This window comes from Mesotoga sp. H07.pep.5.3 (assembly GCF_002752615.1).
Classification (GTDB): Bacteria; Thermotogota; Thermotogae; order Petrotogales; family Kosmotogaceae; genus Mesotoga; species Mesotoga prima.
This window is the reverse complement of the sequence record NZ_AYTV01000012.1, coordinates 427,261-445,085: the sequence shown is the minus strand read 5'-3', so window position 1 is coordinate 445,085 and position 17,825 is coordinate 427,261. Positions and strand designations below refer to the sequence as shown.

General features: G+C 43.5%; 20 protein-coding genes. 4 read left to right on the top strand and 16 right to left on the bottom strand.

What is annotated here, in order from left to right:
• Positions 1-4: 4 nt before the first annotated feature.
• A complete protein-coding gene (locus V513_RS05775; protein ID WP_014730446.1) occupies positions 5-1,135 on the top strand; it encodes an HD domain-containing protein in 1,131 nt (376 codons plus the stop codon).
• Here V513_RS05775 and aspC read toward each other — a convergent pair whose 3' ends face one another.
• From aspC to V513_RS05725, 10 genes are read right to left on the bottom strand one after another with little or no spacing between them, the layout of a single operon-like run.
• Complete coding sequence (aspC, locus tag V513_RS05770; RefSeq protein ID WP_099772005.1) at positions 1,136-2,293, bottom strand: aspartate aminotransferase; 1,158 nt, start codon at positions 2,291-2,293, stop codon at positions 1,136-1,138. It lies immediately after the preceding gene.
• A 41-nt stretch (positions 2,294-2,334) separates the two neighbouring features.
• On the bottom strand, positions 2,335-2,973 hold the full coding sequence (locus tag V513_RS05765; protein ID WP_014730444.1) for a hypothetical protein: 639 nt from the start codon (positions 2,971-2,973) through the stop codon (positions 2,335-2,337).
• Positions 2,974-2,992: 19 nt separating this feature from the next.
• Positions 2,993-3,205, bottom strand: coding sequence for a hypothetical protein (locus V513_RS05760; protein ID WP_006492310.1), 213 nt, complete (start codon positions 3,203-3,205; stop codon positions 2,993-2,995).
• 4 nt (positions 3,206-3,209) lie between these two features.
• The gene (locus V513_RS05755) at positions 3,210-3,905 is read right to left on the bottom strand and encodes a 2-phosphosulfolactate phosphatase (protein ID WP_014730443.1); all 696 of its coding nucleotides are present in this window, start codon (positions 3,903-3,905) and stop codon (positions 3,210-3,212) included.
• Positions 3,906-3,908: 3 nt separating this feature from the next.
• Positions 3,909-4,520 (bottom strand): histidine phosphatase family protein, encoded by a 612-nt coding sequence (locus V513_RS05750; protein WP_014730442.1) that lies wholly within the window; start codon positions 4,518-4,520, stop codon positions 3,909-3,911.
• A 14-nt stretch (positions 4,521-4,534) separates the two neighbouring features.
• Positions 4,535-7,231, bottom strand: coding sequence for a DNA polymerase III subunit alpha (locus V513_RS05745; RefSeq protein WP_099772004.1), 2,697 nt, complete (start codon positions 7,229-7,231; stop codon positions 4,535-4,537).
• The gene (locus V513_RS05740; protein ID WP_014730440.1) at positions 7,228-8,160 is read right to left on the bottom strand and encodes an RluA family pseudouridine synthase; all 933 of its coding nucleotides are present in this window, start codon (positions 8,158-8,160) and stop codon (positions 7,228-7,230) included. The genes V513_RS05745 and V513_RS05740 overlap by 4 nt, the downstream gene beginning before the upstream one ends.
• Positions 8,129-8,605: a signal peptidase II gene (gene lspA / locus V513_RS05735; RefSeq protein ID WP_014730439.1), complete on the bottom strand. Its 477-nt coding sequence runs from the start codon at positions 8,603-8,605 to the stop codon at positions 8,129-8,131. Before lspA ends, V513_RS05740 begins: the two co-directional genes overlap by 32 nt.
• 41 nt (positions 8,606-8,646) lie before the next feature.
• Positions 8,647-9,405, bottom strand: a complete 759-nt coding sequence (locus V513_RS05730; RefSeq protein WP_006492300.1) for a YebC/PmpR family DNA-binding transcriptional regulator — start codon at positions 9,403-9,405, stop codon at positions 8,647-8,649.
• 1 nt (position 9,406) lies between these two features.
• Positions 9,407-10,069, bottom strand: coding sequence for a TIGR03936 family radical SAM-associated protein (locus tag V513_RS05725; protein ID WP_014730438.1), 663 nt, complete (start codon positions 10,067-10,069; stop codon positions 9,407-9,409).
• A gap of 126 nt (positions 10,070-10,195) precedes the next feature.
• Between V513_RS05725 and V513_RS05720 the strand changes: the two genes are divergently transcribed.
• The 3 genes from V513_RS05720 to lgt all read left to right on the top strand — a co-directional run bounded on the left by V513_RS05720 (position 10,196) and on the right by lgt (position 13,023).
• Complete coding sequence (locus tag V513_RS05720) at positions 10,196-10,660, top strand: YfcE family phosphodiesterase (RefSeq protein WP_257212002.1); 465 nt, start codon at positions 10,196-10,198, stop codon at positions 10,658-10,660.
• A gap of 101 nt (positions 10,661-10,761) precedes the next feature.
• The gene (locus V513_RS05715; RefSeq protein ID WP_014730437.1) at positions 10,762-12,066 is read left to right on the top strand and encodes a trigger factor; all 1,305 of its coding nucleotides are present in this window, start codon (positions 10,762-10,764) and stop codon (positions 12,064-12,066) included.
• 69 nt (positions 12,067-12,135) lie between these two features.
• Positions 12,136-13,023, top strand: coding sequence for a prolipoprotein diacylglyceryl transferase (gene lgt, locus V513_RS05710; protein WP_099772003.1), 888 nt, complete (start codon positions 12,136-12,138; stop codon positions 13,021-13,023).
• Here lgt and V513_RS05705 read toward each other — a convergent pair.
• The 6 genes from V513_RS05705 to V513_RS05680 are packed head-to-tail and all read right to left on the bottom strand — an operon-like array spanning position 12,977 to position 17,803.
• Positions 12,977-13,564 carry a non-canonical purine NTP pyrophosphatase gene (locus V513_RS05705; protein WP_014730435.1) on the bottom strand — a complete coding sequence of 196 codons (588 nt, stop codon included), beginning with the start codon at positions 13,562-13,564 and terminating at the stop codon, positions 12,977-12,979. The genes lgt and V513_RS05705 overlap by 47 nt on opposite strands.
• Positions 13,561-14,208, bottom strand: coding sequence for a ribulose-phosphate 3-epimerase (rpe, locus tag V513_RS05700; protein WP_014730434.1), 648 nt, complete (start codon positions 14,206-14,208; stop codon positions 13,561-13,563). Before rpe ends, V513_RS05705 begins: the two co-directional genes overlap by 4 nt.
• Positions 14,201-15,103: a ribosome small subunit-dependent GTPase A gene (gene rsgA / locus V513_RS05695; protein WP_041928068.1), complete on the bottom strand. Its 903-nt coding sequence runs from the start codon at positions 15,101-15,103 to the stop codon at positions 14,201-14,203. Before rsgA ends, rpe begins: the two co-directional genes overlap by 8 nt.
• A gap of 2 nt (positions 15,104-15,105) precedes the next feature.
• A complete protein-coding gene (rlmN, locus tag V513_RS05690) occupies positions 15,106-16,125 on the bottom strand; it encodes a 23S rRNA (adenine(2503)-C(2))-methyltransferase RlmN (RefSeq protein WP_014730432.1) in 1,020 nt (339 codons plus the stop codon).
• Complete coding sequence (locus tag V513_RS05685) at positions 16,122-17,126, bottom strand: transcription antitermination factor NusB (RefSeq protein WP_099772002.1); 1,005 nt, start codon at positions 17,124-17,126, stop codon at positions 16,122-16,124. Before V513_RS05685 ends, rlmN begins: the two co-directional genes overlap by 4 nt.
• Positions 17,126-17,803, bottom strand: coding sequence for a zinc metallopeptidase (locus tag V513_RS05680; protein ID WP_006492288.1), 678 nt, complete (start codon positions 17,801-17,803; stop codon positions 17,126-17,128). The genes V513_RS05685 and V513_RS05680 overlap by 1 nt, the downstream gene beginning before the upstream one ends.
• Between the last annotated feature and the right edge of the window lie 22 nt (positions 17,804-17,825).

Below are 17,825 nucleotides of genomic sequence, written 5' to 3'. Positions count from 1 at the left end.
TTCCGTGTTTCAAGGATATGTGAAACTTCTGGAACTGGCAACGAATCTCTTCACAATGTACAGGTGGAACAACACACCGACTCTTCTAAGAACCAACGAGGCCGAAAACGCCTTCATTTCTGCCCAGTACTGCCTGCTAATGTCTGAAATGGCAATTTTGAAAGGTTTCGAAATCGACCAAAAGGAGCTCTTCCAGAGACTCGTCTTAAAAGAACTGCCTAAATGCTTGCTTTCAGACATCTCGGTCGATACTAAAGTTCTTATAAAATCCCTTTCACCTGACAAGTGGAACGATGTCTTTGAAAAGACAGTGGAAGAGATTATCGAATACTTGCCTGATGAGAGACACGATGCCTTCTATCTTTCAATGGTGCACTCCAAGGATAATTCGGTCGAAGGAAAGATTATCCAGACTGGAGATCTTCTATCGGCCAAACTGGAAGCCGGTCTTCATGCCAGAAGCTTTCCGGAGTTCTTTGAAAGACCTCTGAAGGACCTTGAGGCCAGGATCAAAGATTTCGAGGAATTCGATCCATATCGTCTGATAACGGGCAACAACTGGCTTAGCCGATACACAAACGCCTTAATGGTTCTTTTGAGAGCCATTCGCTGGAACAGGCTCAACAGGAATGTCCCAACCACTGTCGCCGCTCATTCTTTCTACGTAACAATAATCGCATATATACTCTCATGTATTGAGGAAGAACAAGGAAACAGCGTAAACCCTGTTGAATCTGTCAAACGCGCTCTGCTTCATGACATTCCCGAAAGCATGACTGGTGATATAATCACGCCGACGAAAAAGAAGGTTCCAGGCTTCGAGGAAGTGATTGCTCAGGTTGAAGAACAGATGGTTACCGAGAACCTCCTAGACGGAATGCCAGATGAACTTATCAAAGAGCTAAAATTCAGAATGCTGGATCCCTTTGAATCAGTGGAAGGCAAAATTGTTTGGGCTGCCGATCAATTTGCCGCAACAGTTGAGTGTCTCATGGAAATACGCTCCGGTAATACACAGTATGCCTTCAGAGATGCAATGAATAGAATGCTGGATGATCTCTCAAGATCCGATCTTCAAAGCGTTCAGTTCTTGACTAAATCCTTCAGATGGAGCCTTGACTGGACAGGTCGCTAATTAAAGTTTTCTGAGATAGTTTTCCAGTCTGTTAAGTCCTTCGTCGAGTTCCTCCAAAGAACTGGAGAAGGACATTCTTATGAACCCTTCATAGCTGAATGCGCTTCCAGGAACCATTCCCACTTTTTCTTCTTCAAGGAGGGCGATCGCAAAATCGTTTGAATTCTTGAACCTCCCGCCGAGAAATGGTCTTATATCAATGAAATAGTAGAAAGCGCCCGCCGGTTTGTGAAATCTCAGACCGATTTTTTTCAGCCTTGAAAACACGAAGTCCCTCCTGGCTCGAAACTCTTTAACCATTGAAGAAGTATCAACTTCAAATGCCTTCAGTGCTGCGTACTGAGTGATAGTATTGACATTGGATGTCAGATGACTTTGAATCTTGGAGATAGCCTTGGCCAATCTGAGTGAAGTTGCCGAATAACCTATCCTCCAACCCGTCATGGCATAGCTTTTGGAGAAGGCATTTATTACCGCCGTCCTTTCCTTCATCCCATCAATCGAAGCAATGGAAAAATGTGCAGCATCATATACCAGCTTTTCATAAACCTCATCCGAGATAACAAGAATGTCGCGCTCCTTGCTTAAGACCGCAAGATCTCGAAGGAAATGTTCAGGATATATGGCTCCTGTTGGGTTGTTTGGAGAATTGATTATTATGGCTCGTGTCCTCGCGCTTATAACCTCTGCAATCTTCGAAATCTCTGGGACAAAGCCTTTATCAAGCTCAGATGGAACAACCACCGGATGGCCACCGCAGAGCAGAATCTGCGCCTCGTAGCTCACCCAGGCAGGCGAGATAATTATCACTTCGTCATCCACGTTCAGCAAGGCCTTAAGTACATTATAGATTGCTTGCTTTCCACCGTTTGACACAACAATTTCATCAGGAGTGTAGCTTAAGCCGTTCTCCTTCAGCATCTTTGTAGCGATTGCTTTTCTTAATTCATCTATGCCCGAAGCATTGGTGTATTTAGTTTTTCCCTCGTTGAGAGCAGTAATGGCCGCCTCAACTATGGGGCGTGGAGTAGGAAAATCTGGCTCACCGGCAGTGAATTTGACAACGTTCTCTCCCGCCTTAGAAAGCTCAAGGGCCTTCTTATTGAACTCTAGAGTGGCCGATGGTGTTACGGAAGAGACAAAGCGCGACAGATCCATTGGAGCACCTCCGAAATAGATAATTCTTTTTTTGTGAGAATCTATATCTTGTTTATTATTTCTAAGACAACCAAAGCAAAGTCATTCAGGCTGTCTTTCTTGCATAGTCTCGCGCCAGCCTCTCTTTTTCTCTTTCCATTTACCAACGAAGATCCGACTGCCATAACAATTTCTGTCATACCGTACTCGAGCTTTTCGATGAACTCGATACGGAAACTTGGTATAACCTCTCTGATGGCAGCCACAGTCGACTCAACGATCGCCATATATTTCTCGTCATCTCCAACATCGACAATCGAAGAGCCTTCAAGTTCTTTGCCATCGTAATCTAGAACCACAGTAATATCAAGACGCCTTGTCGTGGCCCTAGTTTCAAGGCTTGTTAGCTGAAAGTTGTACCCTTGAACTTCTTCCTTCTGGTAAGGTCTTACTACAGCTTCATCCTCGTCGTTAGAATCAAGAGATATCTGTGCTATAGATACTATCTTTCTATCGATCTTGATTCCGGTTGAGGCATAAATAGCTGTCTCAATATCTCTGACCAGTTGCTTTGCAGGCTTGGTAATATCTGCCAGTACATGAATCTCGACCATTTCTCCGCTTTCATCATAGACAATTCTTGCACTATGAACCCCAGGCAATTTAGATACAACGTTGTCAACTGCTAGCTTGCTAGGCATTTTTTCAACCCCCTCGACCTTATAAGATCAAAGCAAATAACAAGGACAAACCAAGAAACCCTCCCGCTGCCAGAAGGGAATACCAGCCTTTCCTATCGTAAGGTTTATAATCTTCAGGCTTCACTTCGCTCTTTGGCTTTCGTACCTTCTTTGTCCCAATCTCAAAAAAGATCAATGACAGAAAAAGTGCGCCCATTGCTAGAATGAAAAAAGCATTAGAAACGAACTCCATTGAATTACCCCCGTACGAAACCGTTGTTCCGCCACAAAGGAACCAGATCGTACAAGTTGATTTTAGCACAAAAGGATACATCTTCACTAAAGCCAAGAGACAGAAGTTTTTTTGCGTGTACTCCGTTTTCAGAAATAAAGTCTTTCAAATCGATCCTAACCGATTCATAAAGAAAAGAGGCTATCCAACAGCTATCGTTTATACCGACATCTCCCAAGCGTTTGACAAGCGCCCCCGCAAGCAGTGTGTCCTCCAGCGAAGGCTCTCCGTCACTACCTGCGCATTGGATTTCAACTCTTCCTTTCTCTCTTTCAATGTGTTTGGCAATGCTTTCCAAATTCAGGAATGAAGCAACTGTGATCCTCTTTGCTTTTCTTGATTTTAGAGCAGCTACAGTTCCATTAGTAGTTGTCATAACAACTTCCTTTCCCTTCACAAAACTTTCAGAAAGCTCAACTGGCGAATTCCCTAGATCAAAACCCGGTATTTTCATTGCTTCCCTCTCCCCCACTAGAACTACCTCGGGATTCCTATTTCTTTCTTCCAGCGCCTGTCTGACATTAGAAACCGGAATGACTTTCTCTGCACCCAGTTGAAGAGCAGTCGTTATAGTACTACTGGCTCTCAGAACATCAATTACTACAGCGAGATCCGTGCTCTCATCAATTGTCCGTGGAAGAAGATTCACCCTAAGTAACATATGTTAGTTCTCCTCCATATGGCGCCACAGATTGACCTCTAGCAGTCTCATTTCTGCTCCTTCAATCTTAATTGTGGAAATCGAGCAGTTGTGTAAGGAAAGTCTGTAGTGATTTTCCAGAGGGAGGCCTGCTGCGTAGCAAATTGCGGTTCTGATTAACAAGGCATGCGAAACCACAATCACATGTTTCCCCTGGAAATTTCCAGAGAGATATCTGATGAAACCCGCCGCTCTTCTCTGCACTTCCCCCAGAGGTTCAGTTCCCGGAATGTTTGCCCATGGATCCTTCCTCCATTTCTCTATCAGATTACCATAACACTTTAATGCTTCACTTATCTCAAGGCCATTCCAGAGTCCTACATCCGCTTCGCGGAGTACCGGGTTAGCAACTGGTGTCTCAGCATATGAAACAGCAATTATCTCGGCGGTTTCCTTTGCCCTTTTCAAGTCGCTGGAATAGATTGCCGCTACACTGGGAACGTGCTTTTTAAGAAATGTGCCAGTTATTTCAGCTTGCTTTCTTCCCTTTTCAGATAAGGGAATATCGGACCTTCCCTGCCAGCGGTTACTATTGTTCCATTCTGTTTCTCCATGCCTTACAAAATAAATATACATTGCTTCCTCCCCAATTATCTCCAGATTATCTTATCGGCATCTACACCCATTGGCCTTGCCCCAGGTATGATTTTTTCGGTACCCCTAACTTTGACAACTACGTTTTCTCTCTTGGAGCCGACTGCTAAGAATGACCGATCGATCTGGCCATGAAAAATCCTGTTCACTTCTAAAATTCTCTCCTTCATTTCAATAGGATTTCCATTATTGAACAAGACGAAACCTTGAAGAGGAACGTGGCTTTCTATCTGAATAAAGGTCCTTCCGTCAGTAACGAAACTCTTTCCAAGATAATCGATTCTCTTGTAGGGTGATATCCCTGTTCTCAGAGAGGCAACGGCGCTTGTTATTTCAAAGTCAGTCACTTCCGATGAAATATCCGGTCGCTGAATCTCCGTGACATTGAATCCAAGAGTCTCAATCTCCATCATGGCTCTCTCAACAGGGGTGTCTTCCTCTCTTGCCTCTTGAAGCTCTTCTTTATAACCGAACACAGATCGTATTGACTTCAGTTCGGGGTTCACACCCGTGAGGGCATCATTCATTTTCTTCAGAAGATCGTTTCTGCTGCCATAGCAATCCAGGTAGCCACTCTTTATGAGTTTCTCAAGGTCTCTTGCCTGATACTTTGATCTGTTGTTCCTTACGAACGTGAAGAAGGAATCCTCAAAGGGTTTTGGCTTCAGTTCACCTTTATTCAGCAGCTGTGGAATAGAAAGCGATACAATTTTACGGTCCTCAACTCCATTTTCTATGCTTAATTTGAGTCCCCTATCCCTTATTTCGGCGACTAGTCTTCCAAAAGAAGTCCTTGGTAATTCTCGCAGCATGAGGGGATAGAAAATCTCCGGATGGTTTGACTTGAAATATGCTAGCCAGAAGGAAATCACAGCGTAGCTCAGACTATGAGACTTGTTGAAGGCATAACCGGCAAAATCAAGAAGGAACGAAAACAACTTCGCTCTTCTTTCATCTGGAAGTCTGCTGTACCCCGGCGAGCTCTTAAACAACCTGTCAACGGCATCCCTATCTTTCTTCGAAAGAGCTCTTCTGAGAAGCTCCCCATCGTCTGCTTCAAGAGATAGTAAGCTCGAAGCGATCTTTAGGACTTGTTCCTGATAAACGAGAAACCCTGCCGTCTCAGCAAGAACGGGAACTCTTTTCCTCATCTTCTCGATTTCAGAGGGAACTCTCGAAAGCTTCAAGAAACGCTCTGTAACTCCAGATTTAATCGGCCCTGGCCTGTTTAATGCAATGCATATAGAGAGATCTCTCAGTGACGAGGGCTTGACGGATCTAATAATTTTCGTAGCGTAAGGTGCTTCCAGCTGAAAGATACCGGTAGTATAACCGCTTCCCAGTGTCTCATAGGTATTTGAATCGCATGCGGGATTGTCCCAGGGTTCCTTACCTTGTGTCATTTCCCTCAAAAGAGAGAGATTTTTCAAACCCAAGATATCAATTTTCTGCAGACCAACTATTCGAAGAGAATCCATATCCCAAAGAGAAACAGGTAGATCTTCACTGAAATCGACGGGGATCAGTCCCTTCAAAGAAATGCCGGATAGTATGACACCGGCAGCATGAAGTGAATAACCCGAAAAGAGACCGGCGATGAGTTTTGACATATCAAACAACCGCTTCATGTCTAAATCTTCTTCAAAAGCATATGGAAAGCGCTTCCCATCTTTACTCCATTCAATGAGCTTAGAGATCTTATCTTTGCTGATCCCCAATTTTTTCCCGAGTTCGCGGGCTGCTCCTTTGAATCCGTAAGTTGAATGTGTCCTGATAAGACAGAAACGATCATTTCCAAAGTATTCATACATTTTCTTCAGCAGCACTGGTCTTGATTTGTCATCAACATCAAGGTCGATATCCGGTGGGTCAGCTCTCTTCAAGCTAAGAAATCGCTCAAAGAACAGGTCTTCCGCAACGGGATCGATTCGGGTAATTTCAAGCAGATAACTTACAAGTGAACCAACAGCCGAACCTCTACCCGGGCCTATCCAGCAACCAATGCTCTTCGCGATGTCGACGATCTTGGAAACGGTCATGAAGTAATCCTGAATATTCTTTGCAAGAATTACTGAGAGCTCCCTTTTAAGCCTCGACAAGTATTCGTCGCCCATTTTTTTCTCCTCAAGAGCTTTACCCAATAAGGAAGAGAAAGATTCTGCCGACACTCTCACTGGAAAAACATGCTCAATCCTCTTCAAAGAGAAATTGCGGGGAAGTTCTGAGAGTAAGTCAAGTAGATCGTGCTCAAGCTCGCGATAATTCTTGTCGTTTGGCAGTGAATAGTCAGCTATCTCAATTTCAGGCTGTAACGACGCATATACCCGGAATTTCTCGCTTTCATGATCAAGGTAGCGACATTCCCAAATGGGATTTCCTGAAGAATTGTCTAGATTTCGGGGTTTTCCGGAGATATGGATCAAGTTTTCCGAATCATTCGTTTCTTTTCTTAGAAGTTCTTCAAAACCCCTTTCATTTCTCGCAATCCAATAATCATTTCCAGTTCTAATCCCTGGTACTGCTACTATTCCTGATCTGGAAAGAGAAAGATGCCACTTCGCGTAGGAAGAAAGTGATGAATCAAGAATCACGCATCTTTCGTAACCCCTTTTTTTCAGTTCAGCTGTAGTCGATATCTCTTCAAGGACAGAAGCATGAAGTTCGTACTTGGTAATAACGAAGGCAGTCTTCATCTTTTCGCCTCAAGTTCTGAGAGATTAACTATAGCCTCTTTCATGTCCTCTGGGAGCCTGGCTATGAAGGTCATTCTTATTCCTGACCGAGGGTGAGAAACCGTTAGTTTCATGGCATGAAGCATCTGTCTCTTAATTCCAAAAATCTCGTCTTCTCTTGCCTTTCCATAAACCGCATCTCCGAGAAGAGGGAAGCCCTTCTCTTTCATATGCACCCTGATTTGATGTGTTCTACCTGTCCTAGGCCTTACAATTATCAACGAAGCAATACTTGAAAAATTCGAGAGAGTTTGAAAATATGTGAGGGATTCCTTGCCATTCTCATTTACCGACATCTTAAGTCTGTTGACTGGGTGCCGAGCAATTGAGTAATCAATCTTTCCGAACGGTGGTGTCTTTCCTCTGACGAGCGCAATATACTCTTTAGCAGTTAATCTGCTCTTGAACTGACTTGAAAGTGAAACATGCGCAAGGTCATTCTTGGCGACTATGATTATCCCGCTCGTATCCTTATCGAGCCTGTGAACAATGCCCGGTCTGGTTACACCGCCTATTCCTTGAAGATCTTTACAGTGATAGAGAAGAGCATTTACAAGCGTACCTGTTTGCTTTCTTGGAAGTGGATGAACAATGATACCAGGATCCTTGTTAACTACGATGATATCGCGGTCTTCAAAGACAATCTTTAGCGGGATGGCCTCAGGTTCTACAGACGCGACTTTTGGTTTTTCGGGAAGGTCAAAAGTGATTGACTCTCCGATCTTAACCTTATAGGATGGTTTTCTGGGTCTACTGTTAACAAATACCTTGGAATTTTTTATTTGCCGTTGCACAAAAGTGCGGGAAACCCAAGGCGGAGCTTTCTCAACGACTACCTTATCAAGTCTCCAGCCATCTTCACGGCTGGAGACTATTATCTCTTGAAGCACGCTTCTCCCTTCGATATACAGAGAGTGTTAACAAGGCTGCGCCAAAAACAATGCACAAATCCGCAAAATTGAAGATCGCAGGGAAGCCCTTTAGTTCAAGGAAATCAACCACATGTCCAAGCCTCAGTCTATCTATCAAATTGTTTCCAAGAGCACCGCCAACAATCAAACCAATGAGAAAGGATTCCCATCCGGATAGTTTAGAAGAGTGCGCATTAGAAACAATAACTATCATAACCACAATACCGATGGCTACAAATGAAAGCAACCATGGCTCCTGATTCTTGAAAAGCCCAAATGCAACACCGGTATTTCTAACGTACCTGAGACCAAAAAGCTCTCCAATCAGATCTATCCGTTGAAAGTAAGTCATTCCGTTTTCCACGAAGTACTTACTCACTTGATCCATTATTAAAGCTAACGTAATCCCCAAAAGAGACAGCAATTATTATCACTCCGCGTGACGCAAGAACAGCAAGCGGCCGATCAACCCATCTGTTCGGCTAGGGCTTCCATTTCTGTTTCATCTATATCCGAGTTGTCGTAAACTTCCTGAACATCGTCGTTATCTTCAAGAATATCAAGGAGCTTAAGTAGCTTTGCAGCATCTGAACCTTCAACCTTCAAAGAATTACTGGGAATGTAGCTCATCTCGTAAGACAGAGTGTAACCATTTTCTTCGAGTGCAGTCTTCACATCAGATACAGACTCTGGAGAAGTTACTATTATAATAGGATCTTCTTCATCCTTAATGTCTTCGGCACCTGCCTCGATGGCAAGAAGTTGAAACTCCTCGAGATCAGAAATCTGCTCCTTTGCTACGGTTATAACTCCCTTTCTTTCAAACATCCAGCTGACAGCTCCGCTTTCCGCCATGGATCCACCATACTTGGAAAGGGTGTGTCTTATCTCTTGGGCCGTTCTGTTCTTATTGTCGGTAAGACATCTAATAAGAAGCGCTACTCCTCCCGGAGCGTACCCTTCGTAAAGAGCCTCGGAGAACGATTGACCTTCGAGTTCACCCGCGCCTTTCTTGATTGCCTTTTCCATGGTGTCTTTTGGCATGTTTGCAGACCTGGCTTTTTCTATGGCACTTCGAAGAGAAGTGTTTGTATTGGGATCTGACCCACCCTCTCTTGCCGAGACCATAAGTTCTCTGATAATCTTCGTGAAGACCTTTGATCTCTTTGCGTCTTGCGCGCCCTTCCTGTGCTTGATATTCGCCCATTTGTTGTGCCCGGACATATCATATCCCTCCTATTTCATCCAGAATATCTGAAGTATATCTACCATTGAGCATTCCATCTTCCACAAAAACAATTACCCCTTCGTAAGAAGCGGTGCCTTCTTTAGATAATATCTTAAGAATTTCCTCCGCTGTAACCATCGACTCTATCGGCTGGGAATATTTTACCACATGGACTGTTCTAAGGGAGGTAACTGAAAGATCCATAAAAACATCTCCAGCATTGTATTTCTTATATCCGCTCTTTGTTTTCTTGGTGACTATTGCACTAGCATCAAATCGCTCTGGGTAATAACTCCCTTTAGGAAGAATTATTGCTGTTCTATAAGAATCTAATAAATCATCAATCTTTGCATAGTCGCGGGGCAAATACCAGGCCTTTAAAGCTCTGATAGTGAAGTTGGAAACAGAGTTCAGCAGATTCACCACGTCCTGACTGAGACCATCGGTTTCGAGAAGGACATAATTAGCGAGACTCATTACTCCCGTTGGCAAGGCCGGTGAAAAACTGATCTTAATTCTCGGGTGAAATCCCTGGGTATACGCTACAGGCAATCCCGATCTTTTAATTGTCCGTTCTATTGCTGTAGCACTTTCCTGGTGGGAAAGAAACCGCAGAAAACCTCCACAACAGAAGCGAACTACCAGTTTATTGTTATTCAATTAAACCTCCGACACGCTCAGATAGGAAACCTTTGTTCTTCAGGTCGCGTGCAGTTATAATTGTATTTGATCTGCCTTAACTTTTCAACAAAGTGAAACCATCAAGGGGTGAGAGCGTTGAAGTGGATGATTATGTCCGATTCCCACGATAATATGCCAAGAATTTCGGAGTCCGTAGAGATTGCTGCTGACCGAGGTGTCGAGGTTCTTATTCACTGCGGAGACCTTGTGTCCCCCTTTGCCGCAAAGGCACTGACAAGATTCAAAGGTGAACTACACGTGGTATTAGGAAACAACGACGGAGAGATCGTCGAGCTGAAGAACATTCTTGGTGGCTCTCTGATAAAGGGGCCCGCAGAGATCAAAATTCATCGTCGCTCGGTAGTTTTGATGCACGAACCTTTTGGATTGAGCGGAGCAGTAATCACGGATTTCCTTTTCTACGGACATACGCATCATCTTGATATCAGGTTGAATTCAAGGCCTGTTATCATAAATCCAGGGGAGTCTTGCGGCTATCTCACGGGTAAACCGACTGTTGTTGTAATTGATCCGGACAATCTGGAGTATGAGTTGATCCAACTCCGATGATGAATTTTTAATTATAACATCTCATTAACCGTGAAATTCATTTGGGTACGTATAATTAGACGGCAAAAATATCAGTTCAAGGTGAATGGAGGTAGTTTCTGGTGGAGAAAAGCTTCGTTAAAAAAGAAGAGAATGTCGAGACATTTCTCTTTGCTTTTGATTCGGAAGAAATACGGAAGGCAGAAAATGATGTTGCAAGATATGTAAATCAACAATACACTATACCTGGGTTCAGAAAAGGTAAGGTTCCGCTAAGTATTGTAAGAAACTTCTTGGCGGAGAGTTTTGAAGAAATGGTTCTCGAAGTTCTTTCCGATAAAATTGAAGAAGAATTGAAGGACGAAAAGATTTTGGTTCCCGCAGTAATCAGTGAGCAAAAGATGGAAGGTGAAGGTGCCGTAATTGAGGTGAAGCTTCACAGAGACCCAGAGGTAAAAATCCGGGACTATGAAAATCTTGACCTTAAAGTTCCAAAGCAGGATGAAGTAGTTCTGAACTACGTCAATAACCGCCTGGAAGAACTCAGAAACGAACACGCTATAGTTGAACCAAAAGACGGGCCTGTTGAAAACGGTGACTTAGTAAAGATTGAGTACACGATAATTAAGGATGGCAAGAAAATCGCAGAGAATAAGGTTCAGGAACTGAGCGTTGTTCCTGAAGATGATAGACCAATAGTTAAGAATATCATAGGGAAAACAAAGGATGACGTCGTAGAGTTCACAAGAACATTCGAAGACTCCGATAATGAATACTTTTATTCAGTAAAAGTCCTTGACGTTCTACGAAAGAGTCCTTTGGATCTAGACGATGAATTTGCAAAAACCGTGAATGCCGAAGCAAATACTCTTGAAGAATTAAAGGAAATTGTGCGCAGAGAGGGAATGGAATCATTCTTGAACTGGAAGAAAGATTTCTTAAGGCAGCAAGCGATGGACAAAATCAATGATCTTGTCGAGATTGGGATTTCCGATGCGACTCTGGATTATCTTGTTCAGAGAACGATAGAGAATTCCAAGAAGGAGAAAAGTTACGAAAAATACCTTAAACAGGCTGGAAGCGAAGAGAAACTCATCGAAGACCTCAGGTCTGGTGTGTTTGATGAAATAAAGAAAGCTAGGTTCATCGATGAAATAGCATCGAGAGAGGGCTTCAGAGCTGAAGAGGAAGAGATTCAAGCTTATGCCGAAGAAATGGCTCCATATTGGGGAATTTCCGCTGAAAGAGCAAAAGAAATGGTTAATACTCGTCAAGATGTTAAAGAAGACATCGTTTCAACTATCATCAGAAACAAGGTTCTGGACAATGTCATTGAAAAAGCTTCTATTAGTGATATGGAGCCTTCATCCGATGAACAACTGGAGATAAGTGAATCCGGGGGAGAAGAAGCTCCTCCTAAGGAATAGATGAGGTTTTCTCAGACTTCTGGAATACTCAAAGATCTGGTTTTGAATATCGGAAAGAGGGGGGTTTAAGTGAAGAAAATAGTAATTTCAATTGTGATAGCATCAGCCTCAGCAGTTGCACTGTTTTTCTTTTTGAGAGCAGTCTTCAGTGGTGAACTGATACTGAATCCGGTAATTGTTGAGAATCTAGGCCCCTTTTCGGTTAGATGGTATGGAGTTATGATTGCCACCGGAATCATCGCTGCTTATCTCTTGGGACGGCGTCAGGGTCTAAAGGAAGGCATCAAAGAAGATTACTTGATCGAGGGAGTCTTCATTGGAATTGTTTTTGGCGTGCTGGGCGCCAGAATCTATTATGTTGCGTTCAACTATGAGATCTATCGCGGAGATTTCTGGAGCATCTTCAGAACGTGGGATGGTGGCCTGGCCATACATGGAGCTTTTTTCGCCGCTCTCCTTGTTACATTTCTTTATGTTACATTCAGAAAGAAGGCAGACTTGAAATTTCTACAGGTAACTGATATTTTCACAGCTGTATTACCTTTAGCTCAGGCCATTGGTCGATGGGGAAATTTCACAAACTATGAGGCATACGGTTCACCCACTGATCTTCCATGGAAGATGTTCGTACCTTTAAGATACCGAATGCCAGGTTATTCCGAATTTGAATACTTCCATCCAACCTTTCTCTACGAAAGCCTGGCGAATGTAGTCATTTTCGCTGTACTATACTGGTATTTGGGGAAAAGAAAGAATTATGGTGAAGTAACCGCTCTATACATGGTTTTATATTCAATTGTTAGGTTTTTCGTTGAAGGCCTGAGGTTAGATAGCCTTTACATAGGTCAAAGCGAAGTAAGAACTGCTCAAGCAGTTTCTGTAATCCTACTCGTAGTGGGAATAGCTTTGTTTATTTTTTCCCGGTATAAAGGTGAACAAGTGAAAAGAGTTTCCTGAATGCCTTACCTCTATGTGAAAGTTCCTTTTTTACTGAATCCCCGAGAACACCAAAGGTTTGAGAATAACCTTGGGGAACAAATATTGGATCATAGCCGAAACCGTTTTCACCGGTTTGTTTCCTTGCAATAATTCCTTCGACCTGCTCCTCAACTCCAACCAAAACGCTGTTCGAAGGATCATAAAACAGCGCAGCACAGACAAATCGAGCTGCCCTGTTTTCTTCGTTCACCATTCTGTCAAGAATGATCTGCATCTTCTCAGAGTAATGACTGTTCTGCATGAATCTCGCAGAATTCACTCCCGGAAATCCTCCAAGAGATTCAATTACAAGCCCTGAATCATCCGCAAGAAGTGGTACTCCAACATCCCTGTAAGCTTCGATCTTCTTCAATGAATTTCCGAAGAAGGTCCCTGCATCTTCAACGATGTCTTTCATTGGAGCGATTGCTTCAATGGATTCAACATCAAATCCTTCAGGAAGAATGAGGCGTACCTCTTTGAGTTTGTTTTCATTAGAAGTCACTAAGTAGAGCTTCACCTCTTGAGCTCCTTGATCTTCCTTACAACAACTGATGGATTTTCCGATCTGAAGACTGCAGCTCCCATTATAAGAATATCTGCACCTCTATTTACAAGATCCTGAGCATTGTCGAGGCTCACTCCTCCATCCACTGCGATTTCGAACTTCAAGTCCCTTTCAGTTCGAATACGATCTAGCACATCGATCTTTTTGGCAGCTTCTGGTATAAATTCTTGGCCGGTGTACCCAGGATTTACGGTCATAACAAGTACACCATCGGCACATGAAAGAACCTCATCTAGAAGGGAGACGGGCGTAGATGGATTGAGAACGACAAATGCTCTCGAACCGGTTTCTCTAATTTGTCCAAGAAGTCTGTGAAGATGATAGTTACCTTCAACATGTACGTGTAGATTCTTTGCGCCTAAGGCGGCATACTCCTTCACGTATCTGGAAGGATCCTCTATCATCAAGTGAACATCAAGGGGAGGATGATGCAGTCTTCCCAGCGCTTCCATGATCGGCACCCCAAAAGTTATATTGGGAACAAACATTCCATCCATCACATCTATGTGCAAGTAATCAGCGTCACGGACTCTTATGACTTCACGGGCGAGTTCAGTAAGGTCTGCGGCAAGAATCGAGGGAGAGATTCTAGCCATATTTTCGCCCTCCCTTCTCCTGTTCTCTTTCCTTCAATTCATTATACATAATCAAATAGCTTTCGTAACGACTCCTATGAATAGAACCAGCTTCTACAAGCTCCTTGACGTAGCATCCAGGCTCATCGACATGGACGCAGTCACTAAACGCGCACATTCCTTGTTCCTGGGAGATTTCTGGGAAACACTTGTCCAGGTTTTCCGGAGCAATCACTGGCAGTTCAAGATTTGCAAAACCCGGAGTGTCTGCTATTAATCCTCCAAACTCGAATTGCAGGAGTTCGACATAAGAGGTCGTATGTCTACCCCTCTCCAAACCCCTTGAAATCTCTGAAACCCTTAGCTTAAGTCCAGGGTTAAGAGAATTTAGGAGGCTGCTCTTACCCACTCCCGACATGCCGGCCATAACGCTTATCTTACCTTTCAAAACTTCTCGAAGACGATCGAGGTTGATTCTGTTCTTAGAAGAGACCGGACAGATTTCGTAGTGCTCACCATAGACATCTGAAAACCTATCTAGTTCTTCATTATTGATTAGATCGATTTTGTTGACTACTATCGTAACAGGCAGTTTCGCGTACTCGGCAAGAACAAGGAAACGATCCGTAATGAGATTTTGAACTGCCGGTTCCTTCAACGAAAGCACAAGCAATATTTGCTCGATATTCGAGATCCGTGGACGCAGAAGCTCCGTCTTTCTGGGAAGAATGCTTTCTATGCGCCCCTGACCGTCACCGCTTAAAGCATATTCAACTCTATCTCCAACGATAGGTCTGATTCCCTGCAATCTAAAACGTCCTGGCATAGTACATATTAGCCGCCCGCCTGTTTCAGCATCAACAACCTCCATATTTCTGCTGCCAAATCTCACTACCACTCCTTTTCTTCTCTCCAAAACTATTCCCTTCTTTTCTGCCTTAACTGACCACATGCAGCCTCAATATCAGTGCCTTTCTCGTGTCGGACTGCGCATTCGAATCCGGCCTTTTTGAGACTCTCTGAGAAGACAGCAATTTCCCTATCGGATGGTCTATCGAAAACCGGCTTCACTGGGTTCACGGGTATTATGTTCACGAAGGATTTTATCCCCGTCAGGAATTCCCCGAGTTTTGTCAAATCTTCCTTAGAATCATTCACTCCTTTTATCAAAGCGTATTCAAATGTAATTCTATTACCGGTTTTTTGCTGGTAATAATCAAGCACCTTCCGCAATGAATCGAGTGGATACTTCTTGTTGATTGGCATCAAAGAACTCCGTGTCTCTTCACTTGCGCTATGAAGTGAAACTGAAAGGCGGACGTCCATTCCCGAATCGGCCAGTCTCTTTATGCCTTCGGGAATCCCAGCAGTTGAAATAGTGAAGTGACGAATCCCCAGGTTTCTACCTACGGGATCATGAAGAATCTTTATTGCCTTGTAGACGTTGGCCTCGTTAAGAAAAGGTTCTCCCATTCCCATAAATACAATATTATCGACTGGTCTGCCGATGCTATTCTCCATAAGAATTACCTGAGAAACTATCTCACTCGCAGAAAGGTCTCTTGTGAAGCCACTGGCTCCAGTTGCACAGAAGGAGCAGTTGAGAGCGCATCCAACCTGAGAAGAGATGCAAAAGGTGACGTGGCGGGGATGTTTCAAAACAACCGTCTCAATGTGGTTATCGTCTTCCAACTTAAGCAAGAATTTCTCTGTACCGTCAATCGAAATCTGCCTTTCTACTTCCTTCATCGTGGTAAATCGAAAAAGCGAACCGAGCTTGTTTCTAAGATTCATAGGAAGATCGGTCATCTCAGAAAAGTCAAGGACCCTCTTCGCATAAACCCACTTGAAAATCTGATTTGCCCTGTAGTCCTTTTCTCCGAATGAAATTATTTCCCTTCTCAGCTCGTCCAGATCTAAAGAAAGAATGTCCTTCAATTTGCACTCCTAACTCTTGCCAGATAACATGTGGCCGGTGCCTTCCATGGTTGTAGCCAGTATCCTTTGCCATCAAATCTCGCAGAGATCTTATGCTCAGCGAAGAAGTCCTCCATCATTACCGGTTCAAAACCTTCGAGAACGTCGAGGGCATGCTTGTTTTCCTCTACAGTAAAAGCCTGACTATAATATATGAACTCATTATGCTCTCTCGAGAAGTTGCCGAGCAATTCCACAGCCACTTTTGAGTAGCCGTCAATTTTCTCCGGAGTCAACGTGTGGAGAAGCCATGGTATTGAGTTGATTTTCCCTGTAAGACTTCCCTTATGAGTCAAAACCGGGATAGCTGTTTTTGAAAGCAAATATTCAATTTCGTCGATGATCTGAAGATTCTCTATACTACTACCTTTTTGAAAAACACAGGATAGATCCGAATACTCACTCTTGTCGAATATAAAGCCGTTTTTGATCAACTCATTCTCTCTTCCCAAGGAAAGAACTGTTTGAACAGGGGGAGTCTGATTGTGCTCCAGAAACTCTTCAAAGTCGTCTATCCAGGCAAATTCCCTCCAGTAATTTACAAGCCATTCCGGATGGGAATAGAGGATGTTAAGAGGTTTTCTTTTCGCAGGGCCTCCATTTATTAGCTTCCTGAGTACCGCATTCACAAGACCCTTAAACTCTTTCACCACAATCATATCTACCGAAGACTTCAGTGCTGCGTATTCCGGGATGCTTTTCATATAAAGAATCTGAAATGCGCCGATTCGTAACGCATTCAGCACAGCATGGGGCAATTTGCTTGGTTTTGTGAGAAAACGAGACAGTTCGAAGTCGATGCTAACTCTCTTTCTCAGACACCCGTAGATGATATTCATGCAAAACGAGCGATCTTGGGAAGAAAGCGTGGACAGCGCTATATCCAATTTTCTAAAGGAGATATAACCATTTGCATCGAAAAAAGATAGGGTCTGTAAAGCAATGGAACGAGCTCCCTGCATCAGTCTCTGCCAGCACCCGACAAGAAAAGCATCCTGAATAACTGAAGAATAGCGGTAGCCGCAGATGCAACGTAAGTCATTGCTGCAGCTCCAAGAACTGAACTTACGCCCTCAAGCTCTTTAGAAGGCATGCCCATTGACGAGAGAAGCTTTTTCGCTCTCGAACTTGCGTTGAACTCGACCGGCAGCGTCACTAGCGTGAAGAAGACAAAGGCAGAAAAGACCAGAATCCCTATTCTAATAAGGACTGGCGAAACCATAAGAAGTCCAATAATAAAGATTATCCACGAAAGAGAGGAACCGATCTGCGCAACAGGGACTACGGCGTTGCGAACAATCAAAGGTACATATTTCTCCTTATCTTGAATAGCATGACCGATTTCGTGAGCCACTACACCTAGAGCTGCTATAGAGGAGCTGTTGTACGTTGTATCTGAAAGCCGAACGATTCTATTCTTTGGATCGTAATGATCTGTTAGATTTCCCCGTATTCGTTCAATTTTAATATCATATAGTCCTGCATTGTCAAGAAGCTGCCTCGCAAGCTGAGTTCCATTAAGTCCAAAGGTAGATTTCACTTTGGAATAATGCGCAAATCTCGAACTAACAAGAAACTGGGCGTAAGCTGCCAGGATTATAGCAGGAATGAGAATAATAAAAGTTGGATCCCAAAACAACTTAACCACCTCCTATTTTTAA